Origin of the sequence: Campylobacter concisus, from assembly GCF_002913225.1 — a bacterium.
In the GTDB taxonomy this organism is placed as follows: Bacteria; Campylobacterota; Campylobacteria; order Campylobacterales; family Campylobacteraceae; genus Campylobacter_A; species Campylobacter_A concisus_J.
Map to the genome: position 1 here is coordinate 77,753 of NZ_PPAW01000013.1, position 22,502 is coordinate 100,254.

At 40.5% G+C, this 22,502-nt stretch carries 23 protein-coding genes and 2 pseudogenes; 19 read left to right on the plus strand and 6 right to left on the minus strand.

Features of this window, described 5'->3' with window-relative positions; translation table 11 throughout:
* Nucleotides 1-9: 9 nt before the first annotated feature.
* The 4 genes from CYP26_RS02255 to CYP26_RS02270 all read right to left on the minus strand — a co-directional run bounded on the left by CYP26_RS02255 (nucleotide 10) and on the right by CYP26_RS02270 (nucleotide 2,373).
* Nucleotides 10-924 carry a branched-chain amino acid transaminase gene (locus CYP26_RS02255; RefSeq protein ID WP_002939975.1) on the minus strand — a complete coding sequence of 305 codons (915 nt, stop codon included), beginning with the start codon at nucleotides 922-924 and terminating at the stop codon, nucleotides 10-12.
* 100 nt (nucleotides 925-1,024) lie between these two features.
* Nucleotides 1,025-1,666 (minus strand): thiol:disulfide interchange protein DsbA/DsbL, encoded by a 642-nt coding sequence (locus CYP26_RS02260; RefSeq protein ID WP_103630214.1) that lies wholly within the window; start codon nucleotides 1,664-1,666, stop codon nucleotides 1,025-1,027.
* A gap of 9 nt (nucleotides 1,667-1,675) precedes the next feature.
* The gene (gene bcp, locus CYP26_RS02265; protein WP_103630215.1) at nucleotides 1,676-2,173 is read right to left on the minus strand and encodes a thioredoxin-dependent thiol peroxidase; all 498 of its coding nucleotides are present in this window, start codon (nucleotides 2,171-2,173) and stop codon (nucleotides 1,676-1,678) included.
* Entirely contained in the window at nucleotides 2,170-2,373 is a 204-nt protein-coding gene (locus CYP26_RS02270) for a tautomerase family protein (RefSeq protein ID WP_103565840.1), read from the minus strand. The genes bcp and CYP26_RS02270 overlap by 4 nt, the downstream gene beginning before the upstream one ends.
* 113 nt (nucleotides 2,374-2,486) lie before the next feature.
* Here CYP26_RS02270 and CYP26_RS02275 point away from each other — a divergent pair, with 113 nt between their 5' ends.
* The gene (locus tag CYP26_RS02275) at nucleotides 2,487-2,891 is read left to right on the plus strand and encodes a hypothetical protein (protein ID WP_103630216.1); all 405 of its coding nucleotides are present in this window, start codon (nucleotides 2,487-2,489) and stop codon (nucleotides 2,889-2,891) included.
* On the opposite strand, the gene CYP26_RS02280 is transcribed toward CYP26_RS02275, so the two are convergent.
* Nucleotides 2,888-6,208: a DUF748 domain-containing protein gene (locus tag CYP26_RS02280; RefSeq protein ID WP_103630233.1), complete on the minus strand. Its 3,321-nt coding sequence runs from the start codon at nucleotides 6,206-6,208 to the stop codon at nucleotides 2,888-2,890. The two genes, CYP26_RS02275 and CYP26_RS02280, sit on opposite strands and share 4 nt — an antisense overlap.
* 175 nt (nucleotides 6,209-6,383) lie before the next feature.
* Here CYP26_RS02280 and CYP26_RS02285 point away from each other — a divergent pair, with 175 nt between their 5' ends.
* The 15 genes from CYP26_RS02285 (at nucleotide 6,384) to CYP26_RS02355 (ending at nucleotide 20,939) form a co-directional block, all read left to right on the plus strand.
* Nucleotides 6,384-7,916: an ABC transporter substrate-binding protein gene (locus tag CYP26_RS02285; protein ID WP_103630217.1), complete on the plus strand. Its 1,533-nt coding sequence runs from the start codon at nucleotides 6,384-6,386 to the stop codon at nucleotides 7,914-7,916.
* A 12-nt stretch (nucleotides 7,917-7,928) separates the two neighbouring features.
* Entirely contained in the window at nucleotides 7,929-8,867 is a 939-nt protein-coding gene (locus tag CYP26_RS02290; protein WP_103630218.1) for an ABC transporter permease, read from the plus strand.
* Entirely contained in the window at nucleotides 8,864-9,664 is an 801-nt protein-coding gene (locus tag CYP26_RS02295; RefSeq protein WP_103630219.1) for an ABC transporter permease, read from the plus strand. Before CYP26_RS02290 ends, CYP26_RS02295 begins: the two co-directional genes overlap by 4 nt.
* Nucleotides 9,661-10,341 carry an ATP-binding cassette domain-containing protein gene (locus tag CYP26_RS02300; protein ID WP_103630220.1) on the plus strand — a complete coding sequence of 227 codons (681 nt, stop codon included), beginning with the start codon at nucleotides 9,661-9,663 and terminating at the stop codon, nucleotides 10,339-10,341. The genes CYP26_RS02295 and CYP26_RS02300 overlap by 4 nt, the downstream gene beginning before the upstream one ends.
* A complete protein-coding gene (locus CYP26_RS02305) occupies nucleotides 10,338-11,087 on the plus strand; it encodes an ATP-binding cassette domain-containing protein (protein ID WP_103630221.1) in 750 nt (249 codons plus the stop codon). Before CYP26_RS02300 ends, CYP26_RS02305 begins: the two co-directional genes overlap by 4 nt.
* Nucleotides 11,088-11,113: 26 nt before the next feature.
* Nucleotides 11,114-12,190, plus strand: a complete 1,077-nt coding sequence (locus CYP26_RS02310; protein WP_103630222.1) for an epoxyqueuosine reductase QueH — start codon at nucleotides 11,114-11,116, stop codon at nucleotides 12,188-12,190.
* Nucleotides 12,191-12,300: 110 nt separating this feature from the next.
* The gene (gene fabZ, locus CYP26_RS02315) at nucleotides 12,301-12,747 is read left to right on the plus strand and encodes a 3-hydroxyacyl-ACP dehydratase FabZ (RefSeq protein ID WP_004317884.1); all 447 of its coding nucleotides are present in this window, start codon (nucleotides 12,301-12,303) and stop codon (nucleotides 12,745-12,747) included.
* Nucleotides 12,748-12,771: 24 nt separating this feature from the next.
* Nucleotides 12,772-13,560, plus strand: coding sequence for an acyl-ACP--UDP-N-acetylglucosamine O-acyltransferase (gene lpxA / locus CYP26_RS02320; protein WP_103630223.1), 789 nt, complete (start codon nucleotides 12,772-12,774; stop codon nucleotides 13,558-13,560).
* Complete coding sequence (gene clpX, locus CYP26_RS02325) at nucleotides 13,560-14,792, plus strand: ATP-dependent Clp protease ATP-binding subunit ClpX (protein ID WP_021088133.1); 1,233 nt, start codon at nucleotides 13,560-13,562, stop codon at nucleotides 14,790-14,792. Before lpxA ends, clpX begins: the two co-directional genes overlap by 1 nt.
* 9 nt (nucleotides 14,793-14,801) lie before the next feature.
* A complete protein-coding gene (locus CYP26_RS02330) occupies nucleotides 14,802-15,839 on the plus strand; it encodes a rod shape-determining protein (RefSeq protein WP_103571742.1) in 1,038 nt (345 codons plus the stop codon).
* A complete protein-coding gene (mreC, locus tag CYP26_RS02335; protein WP_035142556.1) occupies nucleotides 15,829-16,584 on the plus strand; it encodes a rod shape-determining protein MreC in 756 nt (251 codons plus the stop codon). Before CYP26_RS02330 ends, mreC begins: the two co-directional genes overlap by 11 nt.
* Nucleotides 16,584-19,844 carry a carbamoyl-phosphate synthase large subunit gene (gene carB / locus CYP26_RS02340; protein WP_103630224.1) on the plus strand — a complete coding sequence of 1,087 codons (3,261 nt, stop codon included), beginning with the start codon at nucleotides 16,584-16,586 and terminating at the stop codon, nucleotides 19,842-19,844. The genes mreC and carB overlap by 1 nt, the downstream gene beginning before the upstream one ends.
* On the plus strand, nucleotides 19,841-20,554 hold the full coding sequence (locus tag CYP26_RS02345; RefSeq protein WP_103630225.1) for a hypothetical protein: 714 nt from the start codon (nucleotides 19,841-19,843) through the stop codon (nucleotides 20,552-20,554). The genes carB and CYP26_RS02345 overlap by 4 nt, the downstream gene beginning before the upstream one ends.
* The gene (locus CYP26_RS02350; protein WP_103630226.1) at nucleotides 20,554-20,751 is read left to right on the plus strand and encodes a DpnD/PcfM family protein; all 198 of its coding nucleotides are present in this window, start codon (nucleotides 20,554-20,556) and stop codon (nucleotides 20,749-20,751) included. The genes CYP26_RS02345 and CYP26_RS02350 overlap by 1 nt, the downstream gene beginning before the upstream one ends.
* Complete coding sequence (locus CYP26_RS02355) at nucleotides 20,748-20,939, plus strand: DpnII family type II restriction endonuclease (protein ID WP_103630227.1); 192 nt, start codon at nucleotides 20,748-20,750, stop codon at nucleotides 20,937-20,939. Before CYP26_RS02350 ends, CYP26_RS02355 begins: the two co-directional genes overlap by 4 nt.
* Here the strand turns inward: CYP26_RS02355 and CYP26_RS02360 are convergent.
* Nucleotides 20,895-21,191, minus strand: coding sequence for a type II restriction endonuclease (locus tag CYP26_RS02360; RefSeq protein WP_258031374.1), 297 nt, complete (start codon nucleotides 21,189-21,191; stop codon nucleotides 20,895-20,897). The genes CYP26_RS02355 and CYP26_RS02360 overlap by 45 nt on opposite strands.
* 39 nt (nucleotides 21,192-21,230) lie before the next feature.
* Between CYP26_RS02360 and CYP26_RS02365 the strand changes: the two are divergent.
* From CYP26_RS02365 to CYP26_RS10415, 3 genes and pseudogenes are all read left to right on the plus strand, one after another.
* Nucleotides 21,231-21,566 (plus strand): annotated as a pseudogene (locus tag CYP26_RS02365) (DpnII family type II restriction endonuclease); the annotation flags it as partial.
* The gene (locus CYP26_RS02370; RefSeq protein ID WP_258031372.1) at nucleotides 21,559-22,362 is read left to right on the plus strand and encodes a DNA-methyltransferase; all 804 of its coding nucleotides are present in this window, start codon (nucleotides 21,559-21,561) and stop codon (nucleotides 22,360-22,362) included. The pseudogene CYP26_RS02365 and the gene CYP26_RS02370, both read left to right, overlap by 8 nt.
* Nucleotides 22,352-22,486, plus strand: a pseudogene (locus CYP26_RS10415) (hypothetical protein); the annotation flags it as partial. The gene CYP26_RS02370 and the pseudogene CYP26_RS10415, both read left to right, overlap by 11 nt.
* Nucleotides 22,487-22,502 lie beyond the last annotated feature (16 nt).

Below are 22,502 nucleotides of genomic sequence, written 5' to 3' on the forward strand. Positions count from 1 at the left end.
CTTTAAATCTTAAATATATGTTAAAAATGATTCGTATTTTTTGTTTAGACCATAAACTACGTCAAAATAAGCTTTTTGTAGTCTCTTTGTCACTTCGCCTCTAGCGCCGTTGCCGATGATGCGGTTGTCTATGCTATTTATCGGCGTTACTTCAGCTGCAGTGCCAGTGAAAAATGCCTCGTCAGCTGTGTAGGCCTGATCTCTTGTAATGCGCTCTCTTCTTACTTCGATGTCAAGATCGTGAGCAAGTCTTATGACTGTATCTTGAGTGATGCTAAGTAGGCTGTTGTCATTTGGTGGAGTGATCAATGCGCCATTTTCAACGATGAAGAAGCACTCGCCTGGACCCTCAGCTACAAAGCCCTCGCTATCAAGAAGTAGCGCCTCGTCGTATCCAGCCTCTTTTGCTTCGTAGTTTGCCATTTGAGAGCTTAGGTAGTTTGAGCTAGCTTTTGCTCTGTTCATTTGAGCAGCAGGAGCTAGTTTAGCAAAGCTTGAAATTTTAACTCTGATGCCTTTTTCTAGGCCTTCATCGCCAAGATATGCACCCCACTCCCATGAAGCGATAGCAGTTTGAACCGGTGCTTTTGTGTGCGCTACGCCCATTACGCCGTATCCTAAAAAGATAAGAGGGCGGATATAGACGTTGCTGTTATATTTATTTGCGCGAAGTAGCTCGATCTGCGCTTTTTCAAGCTCTTCTTCAGTGTAAGGCACGTTTAAAACAGTCATTTTTGCTGATCTTAAAAGTCTTTTTGTGTGGTCTTTGAGTCTAAAAATAGCTAGACCTTTTTTTGTTTTATAAGCTCTTGTGCCCTCAAATACGGCATTAGCGTAGTGCAAAGAGTGAGTTAGAACGTGTACTTTCGCATCGTCCCATTTTACTAGTTTTCCATCCATCCAGATGAATTCTGAAGCGTTCATAATTAAACCTTTCTTTTTTAGAAATTTGATCCGAGTTTATCTAAAATTGCTTTAAATTTACATTTCTAAGCCCAAAATGTCCGTAAATTTTAGGCTAAAGTTACTTATTTAAAAGCTCTTTTATCGTCTTTGCCATCTCATCGATCGATGATGCTGCGTTTAAATTTATCAGATACTTGCCGCTTACCACAAAGGCTGGCACACCGCTGATACTTGCTACATCATAAGAGGCAAACCACTCGTTTAAAAGCTCTTTTGCACGATCTGAGCTTAGCGCTTTTTCGTATTCGTCTTTGCTCACGTGAGCTGCATTTAGCGCTAGATCTATAAATCTTTGCTTATCTTTGCCGTCATTAAAGTCATCTTTTTCATCGTGTCTTGCTTTGTAGATCGCAAATTTAGCTTGCTTAAATTTAGACTCATCGCTTAGCAGATCAGTCCCATTTGCCTCATCTATCGATATAAGAGCGGCGAAAATTTTACTTGTAGTCTCGCCAAGCTTGCCTTTGGTGCTTAGGTGATATGGGATAAATTTAACCCCGTCAAGCTTTGACATCAGCTTTCTTGTGATCGTTCGGTCAAATTTATAGCAGTGAGGGCAGTCGTAGCTAAAGACCTTGACGACTGAGTTTTTAGGCACGTTAAGTGGTTTTGCTAGAGTTTGATACTCCACACCTTCAGTCAGTGCTGATAAATTTAGCGCAAAAAACGCACTTAAAATTAGCATTTTTATAAGCTTCATCTTTGCTCCTTATTTTGCTAGATCAGCTAGCACTTTTGCGGCGTGGTCTTTGGCTTTTACGCTTTTGTAAATTTTAACTATCTTGCCGTCTTTGCCGATCACAAATGTGCTTCTAACGATGCCAAGATACTCTTTGCCGTAGTTTTTCTTGACCTGCCAAACGCCATAAAGCTTTGAAATTTCTTTATCCTCATCGCTTAAGAGGATGTGCTTTAAATTTTGCTTTGCGATAAAGCCCGCATGCGACTTCACGCTATCTGGGCTAACGCCGATGATGACGGTGTCATTTTTGATAAACTGATCGTAGTTTGCGCTAAATTCGCAAGCCTCAGTCGTGCAGCCTGGAGTGTTGTCCTTTGGGTAGAAGTAAAGCACCACGTTTTTGCCTATAAAGTCCTTTAATGCGACCTTTACGCCGTCTTGATTTAGTGCTTCAAACTCTGGCGCTTTATCGCCAACTTCAATCGTTATCTTTCTCTCAATGTCAGCTTTGCTAAATTCGCTCATTTTATCCCCTTTCTTTTATCCTCTACACTCTCGCCTGCTACGCCGATATTGCCAGCGTCGTGAGTTTCGATAAAGATCATAACCGCCTCTTTTTTCTTGCCAAGCACTCTTACAAGCGTCTCGGTCACCTCTTTAAAAACTTGATCTTTTTGCTCTTTTGTAGGCTCTGGGCCTGCTATTTTGATATTAACATAAGGCATTTTTGCTCCTTTTTTAAGATGCAAAATATTAGCCAAAATGAGTGAAATTTCAGATTAAAGCCGTTATTTAAGAATTTGGCATTAAAATAAGCAAACTTCCAAAAGGAGCGAAAATGGATTATAACAGGCAAAATAAGGGCTTTGTTTGCTTTATGTATGGCTTTGGACGAAGCAGGGCGGTTTATGCAGTTTTGATAATACTAATGGCGCTTTTAGCTGGTTTTTTAACGCTTACTTCAAACGCTCAAGCTGACTTTTCAAATTTACAAATAGCCCTTGGCATCATACTTTGTGGCCTTTTGCTGATCCTTGTAAATCCTAAAATTTTCATCATCAAACTAATTGGCTACTTAATCGCTTTAGCTGGCGTTATGATCGCCCTTCACAACGCAAATTTGCTGGGAGCTGATTTTAATTTATACTTTTACGCAAGTCTTATTTTTGGGGCATTTATGATGCTTATGCTTCTTAGCTGGTTTGTCTATAATGCAAGAAGCAGCGAAATAAATGAAATTTAGTTCACCACTCCCATTAGTACGCTTGTGTAGGTGTTTTGCTTAGGCTCTGAGCTTGTTGCATCGTTTATATTTATGCGGCCAGCCTCAAGCCCAGCTTTTATAAGCGCCTCTTTTACTGCATTTGCACGCTCATTTGCAAGCTCTATTAGTTTTGCTTTATCGACCTCGATGCCCTTTAGCGCCTCTTCTCTTAAGGCTTTTTCGTTTCTATCTTTTAAATTTGGCACAAGCTCATTTAAAACCGCGATGTAGTCTTTGCCGCTTGAAGCGATGATTTGATTGATCTTTTGATCTAGTTTTTTGTTTTTATAAAAGCTTTCATCGAGTTTTGAGTATGTTGGCGTTATGCTAAGTTTCATCTTAGGTTTTGAGCCAGTTAGCTTTATAAAATCAGCTATCTTAGGCGCTTCTGAGCTTATAAGCTCGCTACTTCCCGCAAGAAAATCAATAGAGCTAAGATCTTTGCTGCCAAGTCCTAGGGCGTTGCCTAAAAATCTAAATGGAGCTAGCGTGATGTCAGCAAAGAGCTTTTTTACTGCAGCCCAGATGACGCCGCCATATTTAAAGTCAGGATCGTCTAAATTTCCCTCAACTGGCAGATCGATGTTTATTTGATTATTTTGATCGCTAAGTATCGAGATAGCAAGCGAAAGTGGTAAATTTACAGCGTCTTTTGACTCAACCTTTTCTCCAAGTGTAAGCGAGTCAAAATTTATGAAATTTGAGCCATTTAGTTTTGAGTCGGCGACGCTATAGTTTAGGTTTAAATTTAGCTTGCCTTTTTTGATCTTATAGCCCACAAACTGCCCGCTATATGGCGTTATATCAGTTAGATCGATATCTTTAAAGTCAAGCTTTATGTCGGTATTTTGCTTTAGCTCAAATGGAAAGAGTTTTGCGGTGATCTGCGCAAAGCCATTTTTACCAACCACACCTTGAAACTCGCCTGAGCTTGGGCGCTTTTTATCGATGTCAGTGAGCTTGCCATTTAGCTTTGAGATCGTTGTGGCAAATGGCATAAATAGCGATGCGTCCGAGAAATCAACCTCGCCATTTTTTAAAGAGAAGTTTTTCACGCTAAATTTTAGCTCGTCATCTTTTTTGCTAGCTGCCTTTTTGCTCTCAGGTTTTGCCTCGGTTTTAGCCTTATTTTTGTCCTCTTTTACGATCTGAGATAGGTTAAATTTACGCTCTTTGCTTAGATGAGCCTTGATAAATGGCGAATTTAAGCTCACTCCGCTTATGGCAAGGTCATTTTTGGCAAATGAAATTTTTTCAAGATCAAGGCTTTTAAAGGCGATTAGTTTTTCAGATTTTTTGCTATTTAGCCTTATATCTTTGATGCTAACTTTTGCATCTGCTTTGATATCTTTTGCGTAGTGAAGCTGGGCATCTGCGCTTATCTGACCGCTAGCTAGAGATGCTTCTAAAAAGGGCTTTGCATAGGCAAAATATTTTGGCAAATTTGTATCATTTAGCTTGATTTTTGCGCTTACATCAAGTGGCTCGATCTTTATCTTCGAATCAACATCCAAATTTAGCTTTTGTGAGCTTTTCATCGCCACTTTTGCATCAAATGGCTTGCTAAAATCGCTACTTAAATTTGCCACTTTTACAAAAAGATTATCAAATTTATGAGCGATCTTCTCACCCTCAAAAAGGTGCGTTAAAGCGATATCTGCGTTATTTACGCTTATATTTTTTATATCAAATTTAAACTCATTTTCTTTGCTTTTTGAAGCACTTTTATTTTCAGCTTTTTTCTCTACTTTTTTAGTGTGTTTTGCCGCCTTTGTAGCTTTTGCGCTCTGCTCGCCAAATCCTAGCTCATTTACAGCGCTTAGCCCATTGTCGTTTAGTTCTGAAGTAAATTTAGGCTTATTAACATCGACGCTAGCGATATTTAAAGCCATTTTTAAAAGATCAAAGCTTATGCTCTTTATCGCCACATCAGCGATGCTTGCTATATCTTTATTTTTTGCTTTAAGCTCTATGTTTTTTACATTTAGCTCATCAAGGCTCGCAAGGCTTTTGTTGCCATCCATTGTAAAATTTGTATTTGTCACGCCAGCACTTGCTACATTTGCATTTGCGCTTTTGCTAAGTGGCGCGTTGATGCCATTTAGTGCTATTTTTTCAAGCGTTAGAGCGGTTTTGTTGTTTGCTAAATTTAGATTTAAATTTGAAGCGTTTATATCTTTTAAATTTGCTAAATTTCTATTTGCTTCATCTACTTTAAGAGCGTTTGCGCCTACGCTTTTTAGCTTGGCTGTGGCGTTTAACTCGCTTTTTTCATTTAAATTTGCAAGAAGCGAGATATCACTTAAATTTAGTGATTTTACGCTCGCGGCGATGGTACTTTTAAAAGAGATGTCATTTAAATTTATAGCGCTTAAATTTAGCGAAGCCTCTGTTTTATCAGCTATCTTGCTAACAAGATCAAATTTTGGAAGCTGAAGCTCGCCAAGTCTTAATTCATTTTCGCCCTCGTTTAAATTTAGCCCCTTTACATTTAAAAAGCTATCTTTTAAATTTATCTTTGTAGCGTTTTCATCGGCCTTTATATCATAGTTTATGCCTAAATTTATAGCTGCATTTTTGATCTTTAGCGTGCTGCTATTGATAAAGCTTATCGCAACTGGCTTTATGCTAAAGTCCTTCACAGTGACGCTGCCGTCTATTTTTAGAGGATTTAGCTTGATGTCGCCTTTTAGATCGATCTTATGTGCGAGGCTTGAGTTTGAGTCAAAAGTATGGTTGCCAGCGCTGTTTTTTTCGGTGTTTAGTGAGCTAAGCTCGTAGTTTATATCATCAAAGCTTACACTAAATGGTTTTGTTAAATTTTGATCACTATATGAAAATGAGCCTTTGATGATCTTGGCGCTATTTAGCGCGAAATTTATCGAGCTAGTGCTGTTATCCTCGCTGCTAGCGTTATCCTCGCCTATGAAGTTACTAAAGTTAAAGCTCGCATCTTTTGCCCTTGTGATCTTCACGCTTGGCTCATCAAGTCTAAAAATATCAACTTCTATGAGCTTTTTAAAGATAGAAAATGGCTTTAGCTTAAGGTCGATCTGCTTCGTGCTAAAAAGCGGAGAAGTGGTGTTTAGCTCGGCATTTGTAGCGTTTAGCTCGAAGGTAAATGGGTTAAATTTAGCATCACCAACAAAAAGCGTTGCGTTGTAGTCTTTTAGGTATTTTGGCGCGATATTTTTGATAGCGTAAGGCAGACCAAAAAAGCCAAGAAGTGTGTAAATAAGCAGGAGCGAAACTAAACTTATGCCTGAAATTAGGGCTATTTTTTTCTTTTTATCCATTGTGAAATTTACCTTTTTGTCAGCTAAAATGAGCCTTGATTTTACTTTAAAAAAGGTTAAAAGATAGTTAGAAATTTCAAATTTTCTATACATTGAATTTACATTTATCTTAATAATACTTTTATGCATTTCGTATTACCATTCGTCAAATATTTTTTAAACAAAGGAGCGAGTGATGAAGAGATTTTTGGCTTTATTGTTTTTGTTGTTTTCTGCCTTTGCTTATGCAAATGAAAATGCTGTTGTAGTCGCTATCGAGGAGCAAACACCTCGCATAAACCCACTTTATGACGAGGACCACGATCCTACGCTTTCGCTGGTTTTTTCTGGTCTTACGAGCCACGATGAAAATAGCCATGTAGTGCCAGAGCTTGCCAAGTCTTGGCAGGTGAGTGATGACGGGCTGGAGTACATTTTTGAGCTAAGAGATGATGCTTTTTGGCATGACGGGGTCAAATTTAGCGCAAAGGACGTTAAATTTACCATCGAAGCGGCTCAAGATAAGAAGCTAAACGCACCTGCTATCTCAAACTACGAGGTGGTAAAAAGCGTTGAAATTTTGGGTGATTATAAAGTCAAGATCACGCTTAGTGAGCCTTTTCCGCCGTTTCTTGACGCGCTTAGCTTTGGCGTTTTGCCTGAGCATATTTTAAAGGGCAAAGATATCGCAACTGATAAATTTAATGACGCACCTATCGGCACTGGCGCATACAAGCTTGTAAAATGGAAAAAAGATGAGAGCTTGGAATTTGCGGCAAATGATAAATTCTATAAAGGCGAGCCAAAGATAAAAAAGGTATTTTTTAAAATAGTTGGCGATGAAAATTTAAGACTTGTGGGTCTTAAAAGCGGTGAGATCGACGTTGCGCTCATCTCTCCAACTGGTGTAAATTTCATAAAAAATGATAAGAAATTAAGCTTGCTTAAGTTTAAAAGTGCGGACTATAGGGCTTTGATGTTTAACTTTGAAGATCCGATTTTTCAAGATAAAAATGTAAGAATAGCCCTAAACTACGCGGTTAATAAAGATGAGATCGTTAAAAACTTATTTCACGGATATGCAAGCGTAGCGAACAATCCGATAGAAAAAAGCTTTGCAAACGACGGCGAGTTTAAATTCAGCTACGATCCGCAAAAGGCTAGGGAGCTACTTGAAAAGAGCGGCTTTAAGAAAAACAAGGCTGGTTTTTTTGAAAAGGACGGCAAAGAGCTTGGCTTTGACATCTACGCCTTTAATAACGATGTTTTAAGGGTCAATCTAGCCAAAATTTTAAGCAGCGAGTTTGAGAAATTTGGCGTGAGAGCCAAAGCCTACGCAAAGCCAAGAACAGCCTTTAGCATAAGCAAGGTAGATAGCTTTGTTATCGGCTGGGGAAGCCCGTTTGATCCAGACTTTCACACATATAGAATTTTTGGCGGATTTGCCGATGTGAGCGTAAATGAAAATGGCTGGAATTTTAGCCACTACAAGGACGCAAACGTCGATCTTGCCCTAAAAAACGCGAGATATACAAAAGACGTGGAGCTTAGAAAAAAATACTATAAAGAATTTCTAAAAGCGCTTCATGAAAACCCACCTTACATTTTTATAGCCTATCTTGACTATCCGCTCGTTTTTAACAACAAAATTTCAGGCATCAAGACGCAAATTTTGGGACATCACGGGGCTGGATTTTTATGGAACATAAGAGAGTGGCAAGTAAAATAGTGGATAAAAACTTTGTTTAGAGCCATTTTAAAAACAGCGATCTCAAGCCTTGGGTTGCTGTTTTTTATCTCGCTTTTTCTATTTTTGCTCATATATTTTTTGCCAGGAAATGTCACTGATGCGATGTTTTTGCGAAGTGAGGCGGTGAGTGTGGCTGTAAAAGAGCAAATTTTAGAAAATTTGGGGCTAAAAGATGGCTTTTTTGTGCAGTATTTTAGATGGCTAGCTCACTTTGTCATAGGGGACTTTGGCACTAGCTTTGTAAGCGGAGCAAGCGTTTTTTTACTCATTAAAGAGAGACTTTTAAACTCACTTATCTTATTTTTTGCTTCGTTTTTTCTGATAGTTTTTTTGTCATTTTTCTTGGGGCTTTTAAGCGCCATTTATAAAAATAAATTTGCCGATATCTTTATAAATCTTAGCTCCTTTTTACTGGCATCACTCCCTCATTTTTACATCGCACTCGTGCTAATAGCTATCTTTAGCGTCTATCTAAACGTGCTACCAAGCTCTGGCGCAAACGAGCTAGGCTCTAGCGGCGTTGGGGCTAAATTTATCATCTTGCCAACGCTTGCTATCATCTTGCCACACCTTGGCGCAAACGTGAAATTTGTAAGAGATAGGCTAAATCAAAGCCTAAACGCCGACTTTATCCAGACGGCTCACGCTAGAGGTTTGGGGCGCGGCAAAATTTATCTCTTTGCCATAAAGCACGCAAGCACCGATATAGTCTATTATTTCGCCACTCTTGTGGCTGGTGTTTTTGCTGGCTCATACGTGATTGAGAGCATTTTTTCATTTCCAGGCATAGGCAAGCTTAGCCTTGATGCAGTCATCGCCAAAGACTATCCAGTTGCACTTGCGACCATTTTGCTAACGGCTGTTTTTGTCGTTTTTGCAAATTTACTGGCTAAAGTTTTTGCCATATTAGCAGATAAGAGAAATTTATGAGAAAAGTCATATTTTTTCTAGCTTGCGTTACTTTTTTGGCACTTATTTTATTTGCCTTTGTGACGCCGTTTTTTTCTAAATTTGAGCCAAATTTCACTGACTTTATGGCGGTAAATTTAGCTCCAAACGGCGAGCACATCTTTGGCACTGACATCCTAGGCAGGGACAATCTCATAAGAGTTGCCTACGCGCTTAAAAACTCGCTTCTTATTTTGCTGCTAGCTGGCTTTTTAACGACGCTTTTCTCGCTCATCTACGCATATTTTGGCACGAGCAAGAGCGGAGTTTGCGAGAGCCTTTTTGATAAGGGACTTGATGCCTTTTTGAGCATACCAAACATCGTTTTTATCATGCTTTTTAGCTCATTTAGTAGCGGTGATCTGCTTATAACCTCTTTTATCATCGCCATTTGCTCGTTTATGCAGGGTGCAAAAGTTTTTATGCAAAATTTAAGGCTTAATAAAAAGTGCGACTACGCCGAGCAAGCCGTGATAAATGGCGCTAGTAAATTTAGCCTTATATGCTTTGAAATTTTGCCAAATTTAAAGCATCTAATAGTTAGTATCTTTGGCATAAATGCTATAAACGCGGTCGTCATGGAGGCCACGCTTGGTTTTTTTGGCGTGGGAAGTGACGCAAACAAGATAAGCCTTGGCATCATGCTAAACGAGAGCAAAGAAGCGCTTTTTCTCGGCTCTTGGTGGATGGTGCTTTTCCCTGGTGTGACGCTCTTTTTGCTCATCCTTGCAACCTCGATCATCACGTCAAATTCAAAAAATGGCAATATAAAAATATGATAGAGATTAGAAATTTAAACGTTTTTTATAAAGATAGGCAGCTTTTGAGCGAGCTTGATTTTGATATGAGTGAGGGTAAATTTATAGGTATCACAGGTGCTAGTGGCAGCGGCAAATCGCTCTTTGCAAAGAGCCTAATAAGGCTTTTTGATGATCATTTTAGAGTGAGTGCGGATAAATTTAGCATTTATAAAAAAGATATCTTAAAACTTAGTCAAAATGAGCTAAAAGAACACCGAAGAAAGGTTGCTGCGCTCGTTTTTCAAAACTCTATTGCCAGCCTTCATCCGCTCTTAAATGTGGGCGACCACTTTAACGCCTATCTTGATGGCGATAAAAGGGCGAATAAAGAGCTTGCATTTGCCTATTTTAGGGAGTTTGGGCTAGATAATGCAAATCTCATCTGGCACAAATACTCATACGAGCTAAGTGGCGGCGAGGCGAGCCGTGTGCAGATCGCTCTGGCGCTTTGTTTGAAGCCAAAAATTTTAGTCTGCGATGAGATAACAAGCGGGCTTGATAGCATTAGTGGTAGCCACGTGGCGGGCATCTTAGAGAGCTTAAAGGGCAAGATGAGCGTCATCTTTATCTCGCACGATGAGGCGCTGACAAACTATCTTAGTGATGAAATTTGGCAGATGAGAGATGAGCGGCTAAATTTAAAGGAAAATGCGTGAAAATAAGGCTCAAAAACGTCTCAAAAAGTTTAAGTTTTAAGGAGCATTTTAACGCTAGAGCTAAAGTGCTGCACCTTTTAGAGGGGATAAATTTCGAGCTTGACGATGGCGAAAATTTAGCCATTTTGGGTCAAAGCGGCAGTGGAAAAAGCACGCTTGCAAAGCTCATATCATTTAGCGAGCCAAAAAGTGGGGGCAAAATTTATATAAACGATGAGGAGATCACGGACAAAAATGAGCTCAAAAAAGATATCAGATATATCTTGCAAAATCAAAAACAAGCCCTAAATCCAGCGCTAAAAGTAAAAACAGCCATCGCTCACGTGAGGTCGTATCTTAAGCTTAGCTTTAGCGAAAATGAGCTCAAAGAGCTAATGGGAAATTTAAATTTAAAAGATGAAATTTTAGGCAAATATCCATCTCAGCTAAGTGGCGGCGAGGCGACAAGGGTCGGGATATTGCTCGCGCTTCTTTCAAAACCAAAAATCCTAATCTGCGACGAGATAACAAGCGGACTTGACAATGAAACGAAGCAAAAGATCATAAATTTGCTTTTAAGCTTGGATAAAAATATCAGCATTATTTTCATCACGCATGATATCCTAAGTGCTATGAAGATAGCGCAAAAGGTGCTAATAATCGAATCTGGCAAGCAAGTGGCTTTTGGTAAATTTGATGATCTTGCAAGCCAAAATGTCCTTAAAAAATACCTTGACGCGGCTAAATTTTATGAGGGCAAACTTTGATATAATGCAAGCAAAAAAGGTCAAATTTGCTAGTTCATATCTGCTGCTCGGTCGATAGCCACTACTTTTTACAGCGCCTACGAAAAGATTACCCAAATGAACGAATAGTAGGCTACTTTTACGATCCAAACATACATCCATATAGTGAGTTTTTACTGCGTTTTGAGGACGTGAAGCGAAGCTGCGAGAAGCTAGGCATCAAGCTAATATGCGGCCAGTACGACTACGAAGCGTGGCTTGGTGGCACAAAAGGTCTTGAAGATGAGCCAGAAAAGGGCAAAAGGTGCGAGTACTGCTTTGATTTTCGCATGGCAGACTCTGCTAAAAAGGCGATAGAGCTTGGACTTAGTAAGATCACGACGACACTTTTGATGAGCCCAAAAAAGGACTTTACTCAGCTTAAAAAGGCGCTTGACGAGGCGGTGGCTTGCTCAAATTTAGAGGCGGTTGCGGTTGATTATAGAAAAAATGGTGGCACAAGTGAGCAGTTTATCCTCGCTAAAAAAGACAAGCTCTATCACCAAAACTACTGCGGCTGTGTTTTTGCGCTAAAAAAGCAGCGCGACTCGCAAAATTTACCCCAAAGTGAGCTGATGAGCGAGCTACATGCAAGGGCGCTTTATGGCAGTATCGAGGCAAGGCTTGAGCTTTATAAAAAGGTGCGCGAGTGCGAGGCGAGAGGAGAGAAATTTCACCTTTTTAGAAGAAGGTTTTTAAACTACAGGCTTTTGCGTGCTAGTGTTAAATTTGAAGCAGTTGTGGTGCCAAGCTACTTTGTGCTCTACTCTGGCTTTAAAAGAGAAAATTTAAAGCTTAACGTGGAGCGTGACTGCGAGATCGATGATGAGCTAAAAGAGGGCGCGATATTTATGAGCATAGAGCGCTTTAATAAATTTACAAATAGCAAATTTAAAAGCGTTGATGAGCTTTGTAAAAGGCCGCTTGAGCTTGGTGCTGAGATGAAATTTCGCCGTGATATAAGTGGGGAGTTTTCGCAAAATCCTATCATCATCTTAGACGAGGTCAAAAAGGGCAGCTACGAAATTTACGCAAAGGCTGTTTTTTACAACGACAGCGAAGAAATTTTGGTTTTAGAGGGCTAAATTTAGACCTATTAAGGCTAAATTTCAGAGATTTTAAAAGAGGCTAATAATTTTTTTCTTAGTATAAATTTGTTACAATCTGCCAAAATTTACATTACTAAGGCTAAAACGTGATAGACGTCGTAGAAATTCAAAAAATTCTCCCACATAGATTTCCATTTTTGCTTATCGATAGAGTTGTCGAGCTAGAGCCTGCGAAAAACATCGTCGCTTATAAAAATGTAACCATTGGCGAGCCGATATTTCAGGGGCACTTCCCAGGTCACCCGATCTATCCTGGCGTGATGATCATCGAGGGTATGGCGCAAGCTGGCGGCGTTCTAGCGTTTAAGAGTATGAGTGACGAGCACCAAGCTGGTATTGAAAACAAAGTGGTCTATTTTATGAGCATAGATGGGGCTAAATTTCGCCATCCAGTCCGCCCTGGAGATAGGCTAGAGTATAGATTAAACGTGCTAAAGCACAAAGGCAATATCTGGGTGCTTGAGGGCAAGGCATACGTCGATGATGTGCTATGCGCCGAGGCTGAACTAAAAGCGATGATAGTCGATAAATAGGCTTTTGCTTAAAAAAGAGAAATAATGAAAAATATCCACCAAACAGCAGTTATAGAAGATGGAGCGATCATTGGAGATGACGCAAATATCGAGGCTTACGCATTTGTAAGTAAAGATGCAGTCCTTGGCAACAACGTCACGATAAAACAAGGCGCAAGGGTGCTTGGCAAGACGAAGATCGGCGATAACTCTCGTGTATTTAGCTACGCGATCGTGGGCGATATCCCACAAGATATCAGCTATAAAGACGAGGTCGATACTGGCGTCATCATCGGCGAGCACGCAACTATACGTGAGTTTTGCACGATAAACTCAGGCACGCACAAGGGCGATGGTATAACAAGGATCGGCGATAATGCCTTTATCATGGCATATTCTCACATCGCACACGACTGCATTATAGGTAACAACGTCATTTTGGCAAATAACGCAACTCTAGCAGGCCACGTCGAGCTTGGTGACTACGCTGTTGTGGGCGGTCTTACGCCTATTCATCAGTTTGTTAGAGTTGGGGAAAGCTGCATGGTCGCAGGGGCAAGCGCGCTCAGTCAAGATGTAGTGCCATTTTGCCTAGCTGAGGGCAACAGGGCTTATATAAGAAGCTTAAATTTAGTCGGCATTAGACGTAGATTTGACAAAGAGCAGGTTGAAGAGCTCGTGCGAGCTTATAAATTTTTGTTTAATCAAGGCGTTAGCCTAAAAGATCAAGCAAATGAGCTGATCGCAAAAACCAGTGACGAAAATGTTAAAAAAATGTGTAAATTTATATTAGAAACGACAAGAGGAATTCCGCTTGCAAAAGGAAGAGATTAATGGCTAGAAAGTGTAATTTTTGTGGCGAGGCTGAGTCTGCTGAGAGAAGATTATTAGCAGATATCGAAGGAAACGCCTATATATGCGAGTACTGTATAGCAGCAGCATACGATATGATACATGGTGATACGAGTGTAGAAGAGAGTAAAAACGATGAGGCGATAGAGTATCAAAAGCTCACACCAAAGGAGCTAAAAGCGGTACTTGATAACTACGTGATCGGTCAAGATAGGGCTAAAAAGGTCTTTAGCGTCGGCGTATATAACCACTATAAGAGAATTTTTAAACAAAGCGACATCAAAGACGACACCGAAATTTCAAAGTCAAACATCTTGCTTGTTGGTCCAACTGGAAGCGGCAAAACGTTGATGGCTCAGACTTTGGCGAGATTTCTTGATGTGCCTATTGCGATTTGCGATGCGACAAGCTTAACTGAGGCTGGTTATGTCGGCGAGGACGTTGAAAACATCCTTACAAGGCTCTTGCAAGCTGCAAATGGCGACGTGAAAAAGGCGGAACAGGGCATTGTATTTGTCGATGAGATCGATAAGATCGCTAGAATGAGCGAAAATAGAAGCATCACAAGGGACGTCTCAGGCGAGGGCGTGCAGCAAGCGCTTTTAAAGATCATCGAAGGAAGTGTTGTAAATATCCCACCAAAAGGCGGTAGAAAGCATCCAAACCAAGACTTCATCCAGATAGATACGACAAATATCTTATTTGTTTGCGGTGGTGCATTTGACGGACTTCTTGATATCATCGAGCGCAGAGTTGGTAAAAACGTACTTGGCTTTAACCAAGAAAAACGTGGCAAAAACGAAAAAGAAAATTTACTAAGCCTGCTTGAGCCAGATGATCTTGTAAAATACGGCCTCATCCCAGAGTTAATTGGCAGACTTCACGTAGTGGCTACTTTAAATGAGATAACAAAAGAGGATATGGTTAAAATTTTGACCGAGCCAAAAAATGCGATATTAAAACAATATCAAAAACTCTGTGCGATCGACGGCGCTACGCTTAAATTTGATGATGAAGCGCTTGAAGAGATAGCAAGCCTTGCTATCGAGCGAAAGACTGGAGCAAGAGGGCTTAGAAGCATAATGGAAGAGCTCATGACAGATATAATGTATGATCTACCAGAGCTAAAAGACTACGATATCGTGATCTCAAAAGAGACGGTAAAAGATAAGGCAAAGCCGATTTTGGTAAAGCACAATAAATTAACAGCGTAAAGGAAATAGATGTTTTTAGATCAGGTTATAGGTTTTTTCTCAAGTGATATGGGTATAGATTTAGGTACGGCAAACACTTTGGTTTTGGTAAAAGATAAGGGAATAATCATAAATGAACCATCAGTTGTTGCGGTAAGACGTGAAAAATATGGAAAACAAAAAATTCTAGCAGTCGGCCATGCTGCAAAAGAGATGGTAGGAAAAACTCCTGGCGATATTGAGGCGATAAGACCGATGAGAGATGGTGTTATCGCGGACTTTGACATGACAGAGAGGATGATACGCTACTTTATAGAAAAGACACATAAGAGAAAAAGTTTTTTGCGTCCAAGGATTATCATCTCAGTTCCTTACGGACTTACTCAGGTTGAAAGAAAGGCTGTTAGAGAGAGCGCATTAAGTGCTGGAGCTAGAGAGGTATTTTTGATAGAAGAGCCTATGGCAGCGGCTATTGGTGCAAATTTACCAGTTCGTGAGCCACAAGGAAACCTTGTAGTTGATATCGGCGGTGGTACGACTGAGATCGGCGTCGTCTCACTTGGCGGTCTGGTAATATCAAAATCTATCCGCACCGCTGGTGATAAGATAGATAGTAGCATTGTTAATTACATAAAAGAAAAATACAACTTGCTAATAGGCGAGAGAACAGGCGAGGAGATAAAGATCGCTGTGGGCTCTGCTGTGCAGCTTGAAAAAGAGCTAAGCGTAGTGGTAAAAGGACGCGACCAAGTGAGCGGTCTTTTAAGCAGGGTTGAGCTAACAAGTGAGGATGTGAGAGAGGCTATGAGAGAGCCGCTAAAAGAGATCGCAGATGCGCTTAAAACCGTGCTTGAGATGATGCCGCCTGATCTTGCTGGCGATATCGTCGAGACTGGTATCGTGCTAACTGGCGGTGGAGCGCTCATTAGAGGGCTCGATAAGTTCTTATCTGATATCGTTAAGCTTCCAGTATTTGTAGCTGACGAACCGCTTCTTGCTGTTGCTAGGGGCACAGGCAAGGCACTTCAAGAGATCGGACTTTTACAACAGCTAACAAATGAAGAGTAAGATTGTTCTTTTTGTTTTTATAGCGTTGCTTGCTGGCGCCTCGATGTTTAAGGGCGAAATTTTAAGCAACATCTCTATCAAATTTAGCAACTACGCTATAAATTCATACGACAATTTTGCTAAAAGCGTGAAAGATTATATAAATGAATATTTTAGGCAGGCTAGCGAGATAGAAAAACTAAGAGCGCAAAACAAAGAGCTAGAGCGTTCAGCCACGCTTCTATCTACTTTTGCAAACGAGCTAAATCAAATTTTAAAAGATAAAAACTCAACTGCCTACGCCCCAGCTGTAAAGCTAGTAAAAGGGCTTAGTTACGTGCATATCGGGGATTATAATAAAATTTGGATAAGCGAGTTTGAGGGATACGACCCAAATAAAATTTACGGGCTCATCTATCAAGGAAGCAGCGCTGGCATCGTCATCGCAAAAGATGGCAAGCCGCTAGCATACTTGCAAAATGACCCAAAAAGTATATTTGCAGTCTATATAGGAAACGAGAAAATTCCAGGCGTCGCGCATGGAAATCAAGGTCAAATAATGGTGAAATTTATCCCACAATGGCTCAGCCCAAAAGAGGGCGACGAGGTCTTTACGAGCGGGCTTGACGGGATATTTTTTAGTGGGGTGCCAGTAGGGCGCGTGAGTAAAATTTTAAAAGAGAGCTCCTATCAAAGCGTGATAGTTGAGCCCTATGCAAAGCTAAACATACCAAACTACCTATACGTTGTAACAAAGGAAAAATGATGCCAAAAAGAACAGATATAAATACCATTTTGCTAATCGGCTCAGGCCCTATCGTCATCGGTCAAGCCTGCGAATTTGACTACTCAGGCACGCAAGCAGCCAAGACACTAAAAGAGCTTGGATACCGTGTAGTGCTTATAAACTCAAACCCAGCCACCATCATGACTGACCCAAATTTCGCCGACGCAACGTATATAGAGCCTATCACAAAAGATAGCATTTTAAAGATCATTGAAAAAGAAAATATTGACGCCATTTTGCCAACGATGGGCGGACAAGTGGCGCTAAATGCCGCTATGGAGGTCTTTGAAAGCGCCCTTTTAAAGGATGTTAAATTTCTTGGTGCAAACCCAGAAGCGATAAAAAAGGGCGAAGATAGACAAATTTTTAAAGCGACTATGCAAAAGATCGGCATGGACTTGCCTGAGAGTAGATATGCCTATAACATGGACGACGCGCTAAATGCGGCAAATGAGATAGGATTTCCGCTCATCATAAGAGCTAGCTACACACTTGGTGGCGCAGGAAGCGGCGTGGCTTATAATATGGACGAGTTTAAAGAGTTAGCCAACACAGGCCTTGACGCAAGCCCGATACATGAAATTTTGATAGAAGAGAGCTTGCTTGGCTGGAAAGAGTACGAGATGGAGGTTATTCGTGATCGCAACGACAACTGTATCATCGTCTGCTCGATCGAAAATTTCGACCCAATGGGCGTTCATACAGGCGATAGCATCACAGTCGCACCAGCACTTACACTCACAGATAAAGAGTATCAGACTATGCGTGATGCTAGCTTTGCCATACTTCGTGAGATCGGCGTCGATACGGGCGGCAGCAACGTGCAGTTTGCCATAGACCCAAAAACTGGCCGCATGATCGTTATCGAGATGAACCCACGAGTTAGCCGAAGCTCAGCGCTAGCAAGTAAGGCTACTGGCTATCCGATCGCAAAGGTTGCGACACTGCTTGCGGTTGGTTTTAGCCTAGATGAGATCAAAAACGACATCACAGGCACGCCTGCTAGCTTTGAGCCGGTGATAGACTACATCGTGACAAAGATCCCACGCTTTACATTTGAGAAATTTCCAGGATCAAACCCATATCTAGGCACTGCGATGAAGTCAGTTGGCGAGGTCATGGCGATTGGTAGGACCTTTAAAGAGAGTATCCAAAAGGCGCTTTGTAGTTTAGAGCGTGATCTTTGCGGATTTAATAGCCTTAGTTTAGAGAAAAGCGCTTTGATTTACGGCATCAGGAATGCAAATGAGAGAAGAATTTTATATCTAGCACAAGCCTTTAGAGATGGCTTTAGCGTGGCTGAGGTGCATGAGTTTAGCAAGATTGATCCTTGGTTTTTAGAGCAAATTTATGAGATAGTTAAATTTGAAGATAAGATCGACATGGATATCTTAAATAACGAGGAGCTACTGCGAGAGGCCAAAAGCATGGGTTTTTCAGATAAGATGATAGCCGTGCTTATAAATGAAAAAGACGATCTTGAGCTTAGCCAAAATGATATCTATTTTGCTAGGCAGAAGCTTGGCATCGAGCTTGAATACAACGAGGTCGATACTTGTGCGGGTGAGTTTAAGGCACTAACGCCGTATCTCTACTCATCTACAAATATCACCAAATTTCCTAAAAAAGAGCTAGCAAAAGAGGCCAAAAAGGTGATGATAATAGGCGGCGGTCCAAACAGGATCGGCCAGGGCATAGAGTTTGACTACTGTTGCGTGCATGCAAGCTATGCCCTAAGAGACCTTGGCGTAAAGACGATAATGTATAACTGCAACCCAGAAACCGTCTCAACCGACTACGACACGAGCGATATTTTATACTTTGAGCCGATAGATTTTGAGCACGTGAGAGCCGTCATCGAGCGTGAAAAGCCAGACGGCGTGATCGTGCATTTTGGCGGCCAAACTCCGCTTAAATTTGCAAAGCGCCTAAGTGTGATCGGCGCAAAGATCATCGGAACAACTGCAAGAGTGATCGACGTGGCCGAGGATAGAAAGAAATTTAGCGAATTTATAAATAAAATAGGCGTCCTTCAGCCTAAAAATGACACCGCCACTAGCCTAGAAGAAGCCTTACAAAAGGCCGCCACTATCGGCTATCCAGTGCTTGTTCGCCCAAGCTACGTCTTAGGCGGCAGGGCGATGAGAAGGGTACATAACGAGAGCGAGCTAAAAGAGTATATGAGCGAGGCGGTAAAGGTTAGTAACCACTCACCAGTGCTACTTGATAAATTTTTACAAGATGCAAAAGAGCTCGATGTGGATGCGATATGTGACGGCAAAGAGGTTTATATAGGTGCTATAATGGAGCACATCGAGGAGGCTGGAATTCACTCTGGCGACTCAGCTTGCATATTGCCACCGATGAGTTTAAGCGCAGAAATGATAAAAAAAGTGGAGAGGCAAACCAGAGATATCGCGCTAAATTTAGGCGTTGTCGGCCTTATGAATATCCAGTTTGCCATCTATGAAAACGAGCTTTATATGATCGAGGTAAATCCTCGCGCAAGCAGGACCGTGCCATTTGTGAGCAAGGCTACTGGCGTGCCTATGGCAAAGGTGGCGACAAGAGTTATGTGGCAGGGAAATTTACGTGAGGCGCTTAAATTTTATGATGATTACAAGGTCGTTTACGAAGATGGCGACATCTTAAAACCTCGCATAAGCTCGCATGTTTGCGTAAAAGAGTGCGTGCTGCCATTTAACAAGCTAAGCGGCGCCGATCTCATCCTTGGCCCTGAGATGAAGAGCACGGGCGAGGTCATGGGTATCAGCCACGACTTTGCAAGCTCATTTGCAAAGAGCCAGATCGCTGCTAGCAACACTTTGCCAAGCAAGGGCAGGGTATTTTTAACGCTAGCTGACGCTGATAAAACTTACGCGCCAGACCTTGCAAGAGATCTCATAGCTCTTGGCTTTAGTGTCATCGCAACTGGTGGCACGCATAGAATTTTAAGCGAAGCTGGCGTGGAAGCTGAGTTTGTCTATAAAATAAGCGAGGGCAGACCAAACGTCGAAGATAGACTAAAAAATGGCGACATAGCACTTGTTATAAATACAAGCGATACAAAATCAAGCGTGGATGACGGCAAAAAGATCCGCCAAAATGTACTTAGATTTAAGATCCCTTACTTCACAACGATCCGTGCAGCACTCGCAGCTGCCAAGTCGCTAAGCACAGTTCAAACTGGCAAAGCACTCGAAGTAAAAAGCCTACAAGAGTATCTAAGCGAGAGATGAACCAAAAAGAGTGCGTAGTAGAAGCGTTGGCTAGCCTTGGTGGCATGGCAACGCTTTTTGATCTTTACTATAAAACTGATGTTAGCACTTGGGGCAGCAGAACTCCATTTGCTAGTATAAGACGGATAGTGCAGACTAATAAAGAATTCTATAAGATCAGAGCTGGACTTTGGGGACTTTGTGATTTTAGAGATAAAAATTTAGCCAAAACAGGTGATAGCAAGAGCGAGCAAAATGAGAAATTTACACATTCTTATTTTCAAGGTGTTATTGTTGAGATAGGAAATTTAAGGCATTTTCAAACGTTTATCCCAGCTCAAGATAAGAATAAAATTTATAAATCAGATAAAAAACTTTGTGAGCTTGCGAGCTTGAGCGAGATATATAAATTTAGTTACGAAGACATCGTTAAAAGAGCAAAAACAATAGATGCAATATGGTTTAATGAAAGAAATTTGCCAAACTCATTTTACGAAGTCGAGCATAGCACGGACTTTAAAAACTCACTAAATAAATTTTACGAACTCCAAGACTTTAATGCTAGGATGTTTATAATCGCAGACAAAAAGAGGCAAAGAGAGTATGAAAGCGTTTTAAGAGCTAGTATCTACAAACAGATAGCTCAAAAGGTGAAATTTGCTAGTTATGAAGATATATCAAGGCAGCTTGAAAGAGAGAGCGAGCAAGCGTTTATAAAAATGGGGATTTAATGGGCGAATTCGAAGTTGAGATAACTGAAATTTTAAGTAAAAAGATAAAGCTTAAAGCAAAAGATCAGCATGAGGCGTGTAAGATCGCTAAAATGGCTTATAGAAATTGCGAGATCGTGCTTGGAGCTGATGATTTTACAGAGGTGAAATTTAATACCATTCCCACAAATAAGTCAGAAGAACAAGGTAAAAAATGAATAATATAACTCCTTTTGATGATTTTATGGCAAGTTTAAAAGAGACAAATGCCACGCTTGGCTACTTTTGTGATTTTAAAAAATGTTCTAAAAACCTTGCAGAGGTCGCTATCAAACTTAATGCTTTAAATTTCTTGCTTGGCTCAAAAGATTTGAAAACGGATATTTTCAGAGTGAAACCTTTCTGAGATTAAATTCGCAAAATTTGTTCCACTGCGGTTTTTTCTAGCGTTTGTGTCAAGCCCAACCTCTATACCAAACACATAATCACATAAATTTTTAATTTTTCTATCCTTGAAAATATCATCAAGTCCAGTCTCTAAAAAAAAGTTGTAAATTTTCTCTGGCTCATCAAAATAACTCTTTAGTTCAAGCAAATTGCCACTTGAATTCACAACTTTTCTACTACTTTCTCTAACAGCGATTAATAAATTTAGCACCTCAAAACAGCATCGATATTCTCTAAAAAGTGTGGAAATATCCGCTTTCAAGCTGAAGTATCAAGCTCAAATTTTCCATTAAATTTAGGTAGTGATGTGAAGATATTTGATTTTGTGATTTGCACACAAAATATCACTTATCTAATCGAAGCAAATTTTTATAGTGGCGGTGGCTCAAAATTAAACGAAGTAGCAAGAGCATATATCGAAATAGCCAAAAAGATATCGTGTTTGCCAAAGTATAAATTTATCTGGATCACTGATGGCTGGGGTTGGCATGATGCCAGAAATAAGCTACAAGAAGCCTATAAGAGTGTGAGAATTTACAACCTTGCAAATTTACACCTTTTTATGAATGAGCTTAAAAATGCGTAACGATTTTAAGCTCATAAATGGCGACTGCTTTAATGAACTAGCTAAATTTAAAGGCGAGTTTGACCTTATCTTTGCAGATCCACCGTATTTTCTTTCAAATGGTGGGCTTAGCATCCAAAGTGGGCAGATAGTTAGCGTAAATAAAGGTAAGTGGGATGAGGGCACAAATATAGATGAGATCGATGAATTTAACCTAAAATGGCTCAAACTTGCTAAGCGATCACTTAGTGACAATGGCAGCATAATGATAAGTGGGACATATCACAACATATTTTCTATCGGTAGGGCACTTCAAAAGCTTGATTATAAAATTTTAAACATAATTACGTGGCAAAAGACCAATCCTCCGCCAAATTTTAGCTGCAGGTATCTAACCCATAGCACCGAGCAGATCATTTGGGCTAGAAAAGATGAGAAACATAAGCACATCTTCAACTATGAGCTTATGAAGCGGTTAAATTGTGATAAACAGATGAAAGATGTGTGGAGTTTTGCTGCGATTGCTCCTTGGGAGAAAGCATGCGGTAAGCATCCTACACAAAAGCCACTTTCACTTTTGATAAGGCTTATCTTGATGGCAAGTAATGAAAATAGCGTCATTTGTGATCCATTTGCAGGCTCAGCAACAACTGGTATAGCCGCAAATTTACTAAATAGAGATTTTGTTGGTATTGAAAAAGAGCAGGAATTTATAGATATTGCGCTTAAGCGAAAGGCTGAGTTAGAAGCAAATTTTATAAAATTTAGAGATAAATTTAGTGATATAAAAATGCTTGAGAGCTTAAAATTTGGTTAGATTTAAGATCCCATACTTCACAACTATCCGTGCAGCACTTGCAGCTGCCAAGTCGTTAAGCACAGTTCAAACTGGCAAAGCACTTGAGGTAAAAAGCTTGCAAGAGTATCTAAGCGAGAAATAATAAATTTAGTGGCAGT

What these genes read in the sequence shown, in the direction of transcription:
- CYP26_RS02255 (WP_002939975.1), bottom strand. Translation starts at nt 924, where the DNA reads ATGAACGCTTCAGAATTCATCTGGATGGATGGAAAACTAGTAAAATGG.
- CYP26_RS02260 (WP_103630214.1), bottom strand. Translation starts at nt 1,666, where the DNA reads ATGAAGCTTATAAAAATGCTAATTTTAAGTGCGTTTTTTGCGCTAAAT.
- bcp (WP_103630215.1), bottom strand. Translation starts at nt 2,173, where the DNA reads ATGAGCGAATTTAGCAAAGCTGACATTGAGAGAAAGATAACGATTGAA.
- CYP26_RS02270 (WP_103565840.1), bottom strand. Translation starts at nt 2,373, where the DNA reads ATGCCTTATGTTAATATCAAAATAGCAGGCCCAGAGCCTACAAAAGAG.
- CYP26_RS02275 (WP_103630216.1), top strand. Translation starts at nt 2,487, where the DNA reads ATGGATTATAACAGGCAAAATAAGGGCTTTGTTTGCTTTATGTATGGC.
- CYP26_RS02280 (WP_103630233.1), bottom strand. Translation starts at nt 6,208, where the DNA reads ATGGATAAAAAGAAAAAAATAGCCCTAATTTCAGGCATAAGTTTAGTT.
- CYP26_RS02285 (WP_103630217.1), top strand. Translation starts at nt 6,384, where the DNA reads ATGAAGAGATTTTTGGCTTTATTGTTTTTGTTGTTTTCTGCCTTTGCT.
- CYP26_RS02295 (WP_103630219.1), top strand. Translation starts at nt 8,864, where the DNA reads ATGAGAAAAGTCATATTTTTTCTAGCTTGCGTTACTTTTTTGGCACTT.
- CYP26_RS02300 (WP_103630220.1), top strand. Translation starts at nt 9,661, where the DNA reads ATGATAGAGATTAGAAATTTAAACGTTTTTTATAAAGATAGGCAGCTT.
- lpxA (WP_103630223.1), top strand. Translation starts at nt 12,772, where the DNA reads ATGAAAAATATCCACCAAACAGCAGTTATAGAAGATGGAGCGATCATT.
- clpX (WP_021088133.1), top strand. Translation starts at nt 13,560, where the DNA reads ATGGCTAGAAAGTGTAATTTTTGTGGCGAGGCTGAGTCTGCTGAGAGA.
- CYP26_RS02330 (WP_103571742.1), top strand. Translation starts at nt 14,802, where the DNA reads ATGTTTTTAGATCAGGTTATAGGTTTTTTCTCAAGTGATATGGGTATA.
- mreC (WP_035142556.1), top strand. Translation starts at nt 15,829, where the DNA reads ATGAAGAGTAAGATTGTTCTTTTTGTTTTTATAGCGTTGCTTGCTGGC.
- carB (WP_103630224.1), top strand. Translation starts at nt 16,584, where the DNA reads ATGCCAAAAAGAACAGATATAAATACCATTTTGCTAATCGGCTCAGGC.
- CYP26_RS02345 (WP_103630225.1), top strand. Translation starts at nt 19,841, where the DNA reads ATGAACCAAAAAGAGTGCGTAGTAGAAGCGTTGGCTAGCCTTGGTGGC.
- CYP26_RS02350 (WP_103630226.1), top strand. Translation starts at nt 20,554, where the DNA reads ATGGGCGAATTCGAAGTTGAGATAACTGAAATTTTAAGTAAAAAGATA.
- CYP26_RS02355 (WP_103630227.1), top strand. Translation starts at nt 20,748, where the DNA reads ATGAATAATATAACTCCTTTTGATGATTTTATGGCAAGTTTAAAAGAG.
- CYP26_RS02370 (WP_258031372.1), top strand. Translation starts at nt 21,559, where the DNA reads ATGCGTAACGATTTTAAGCTCATAAATGGCGACTGCTTTAATGAACTA.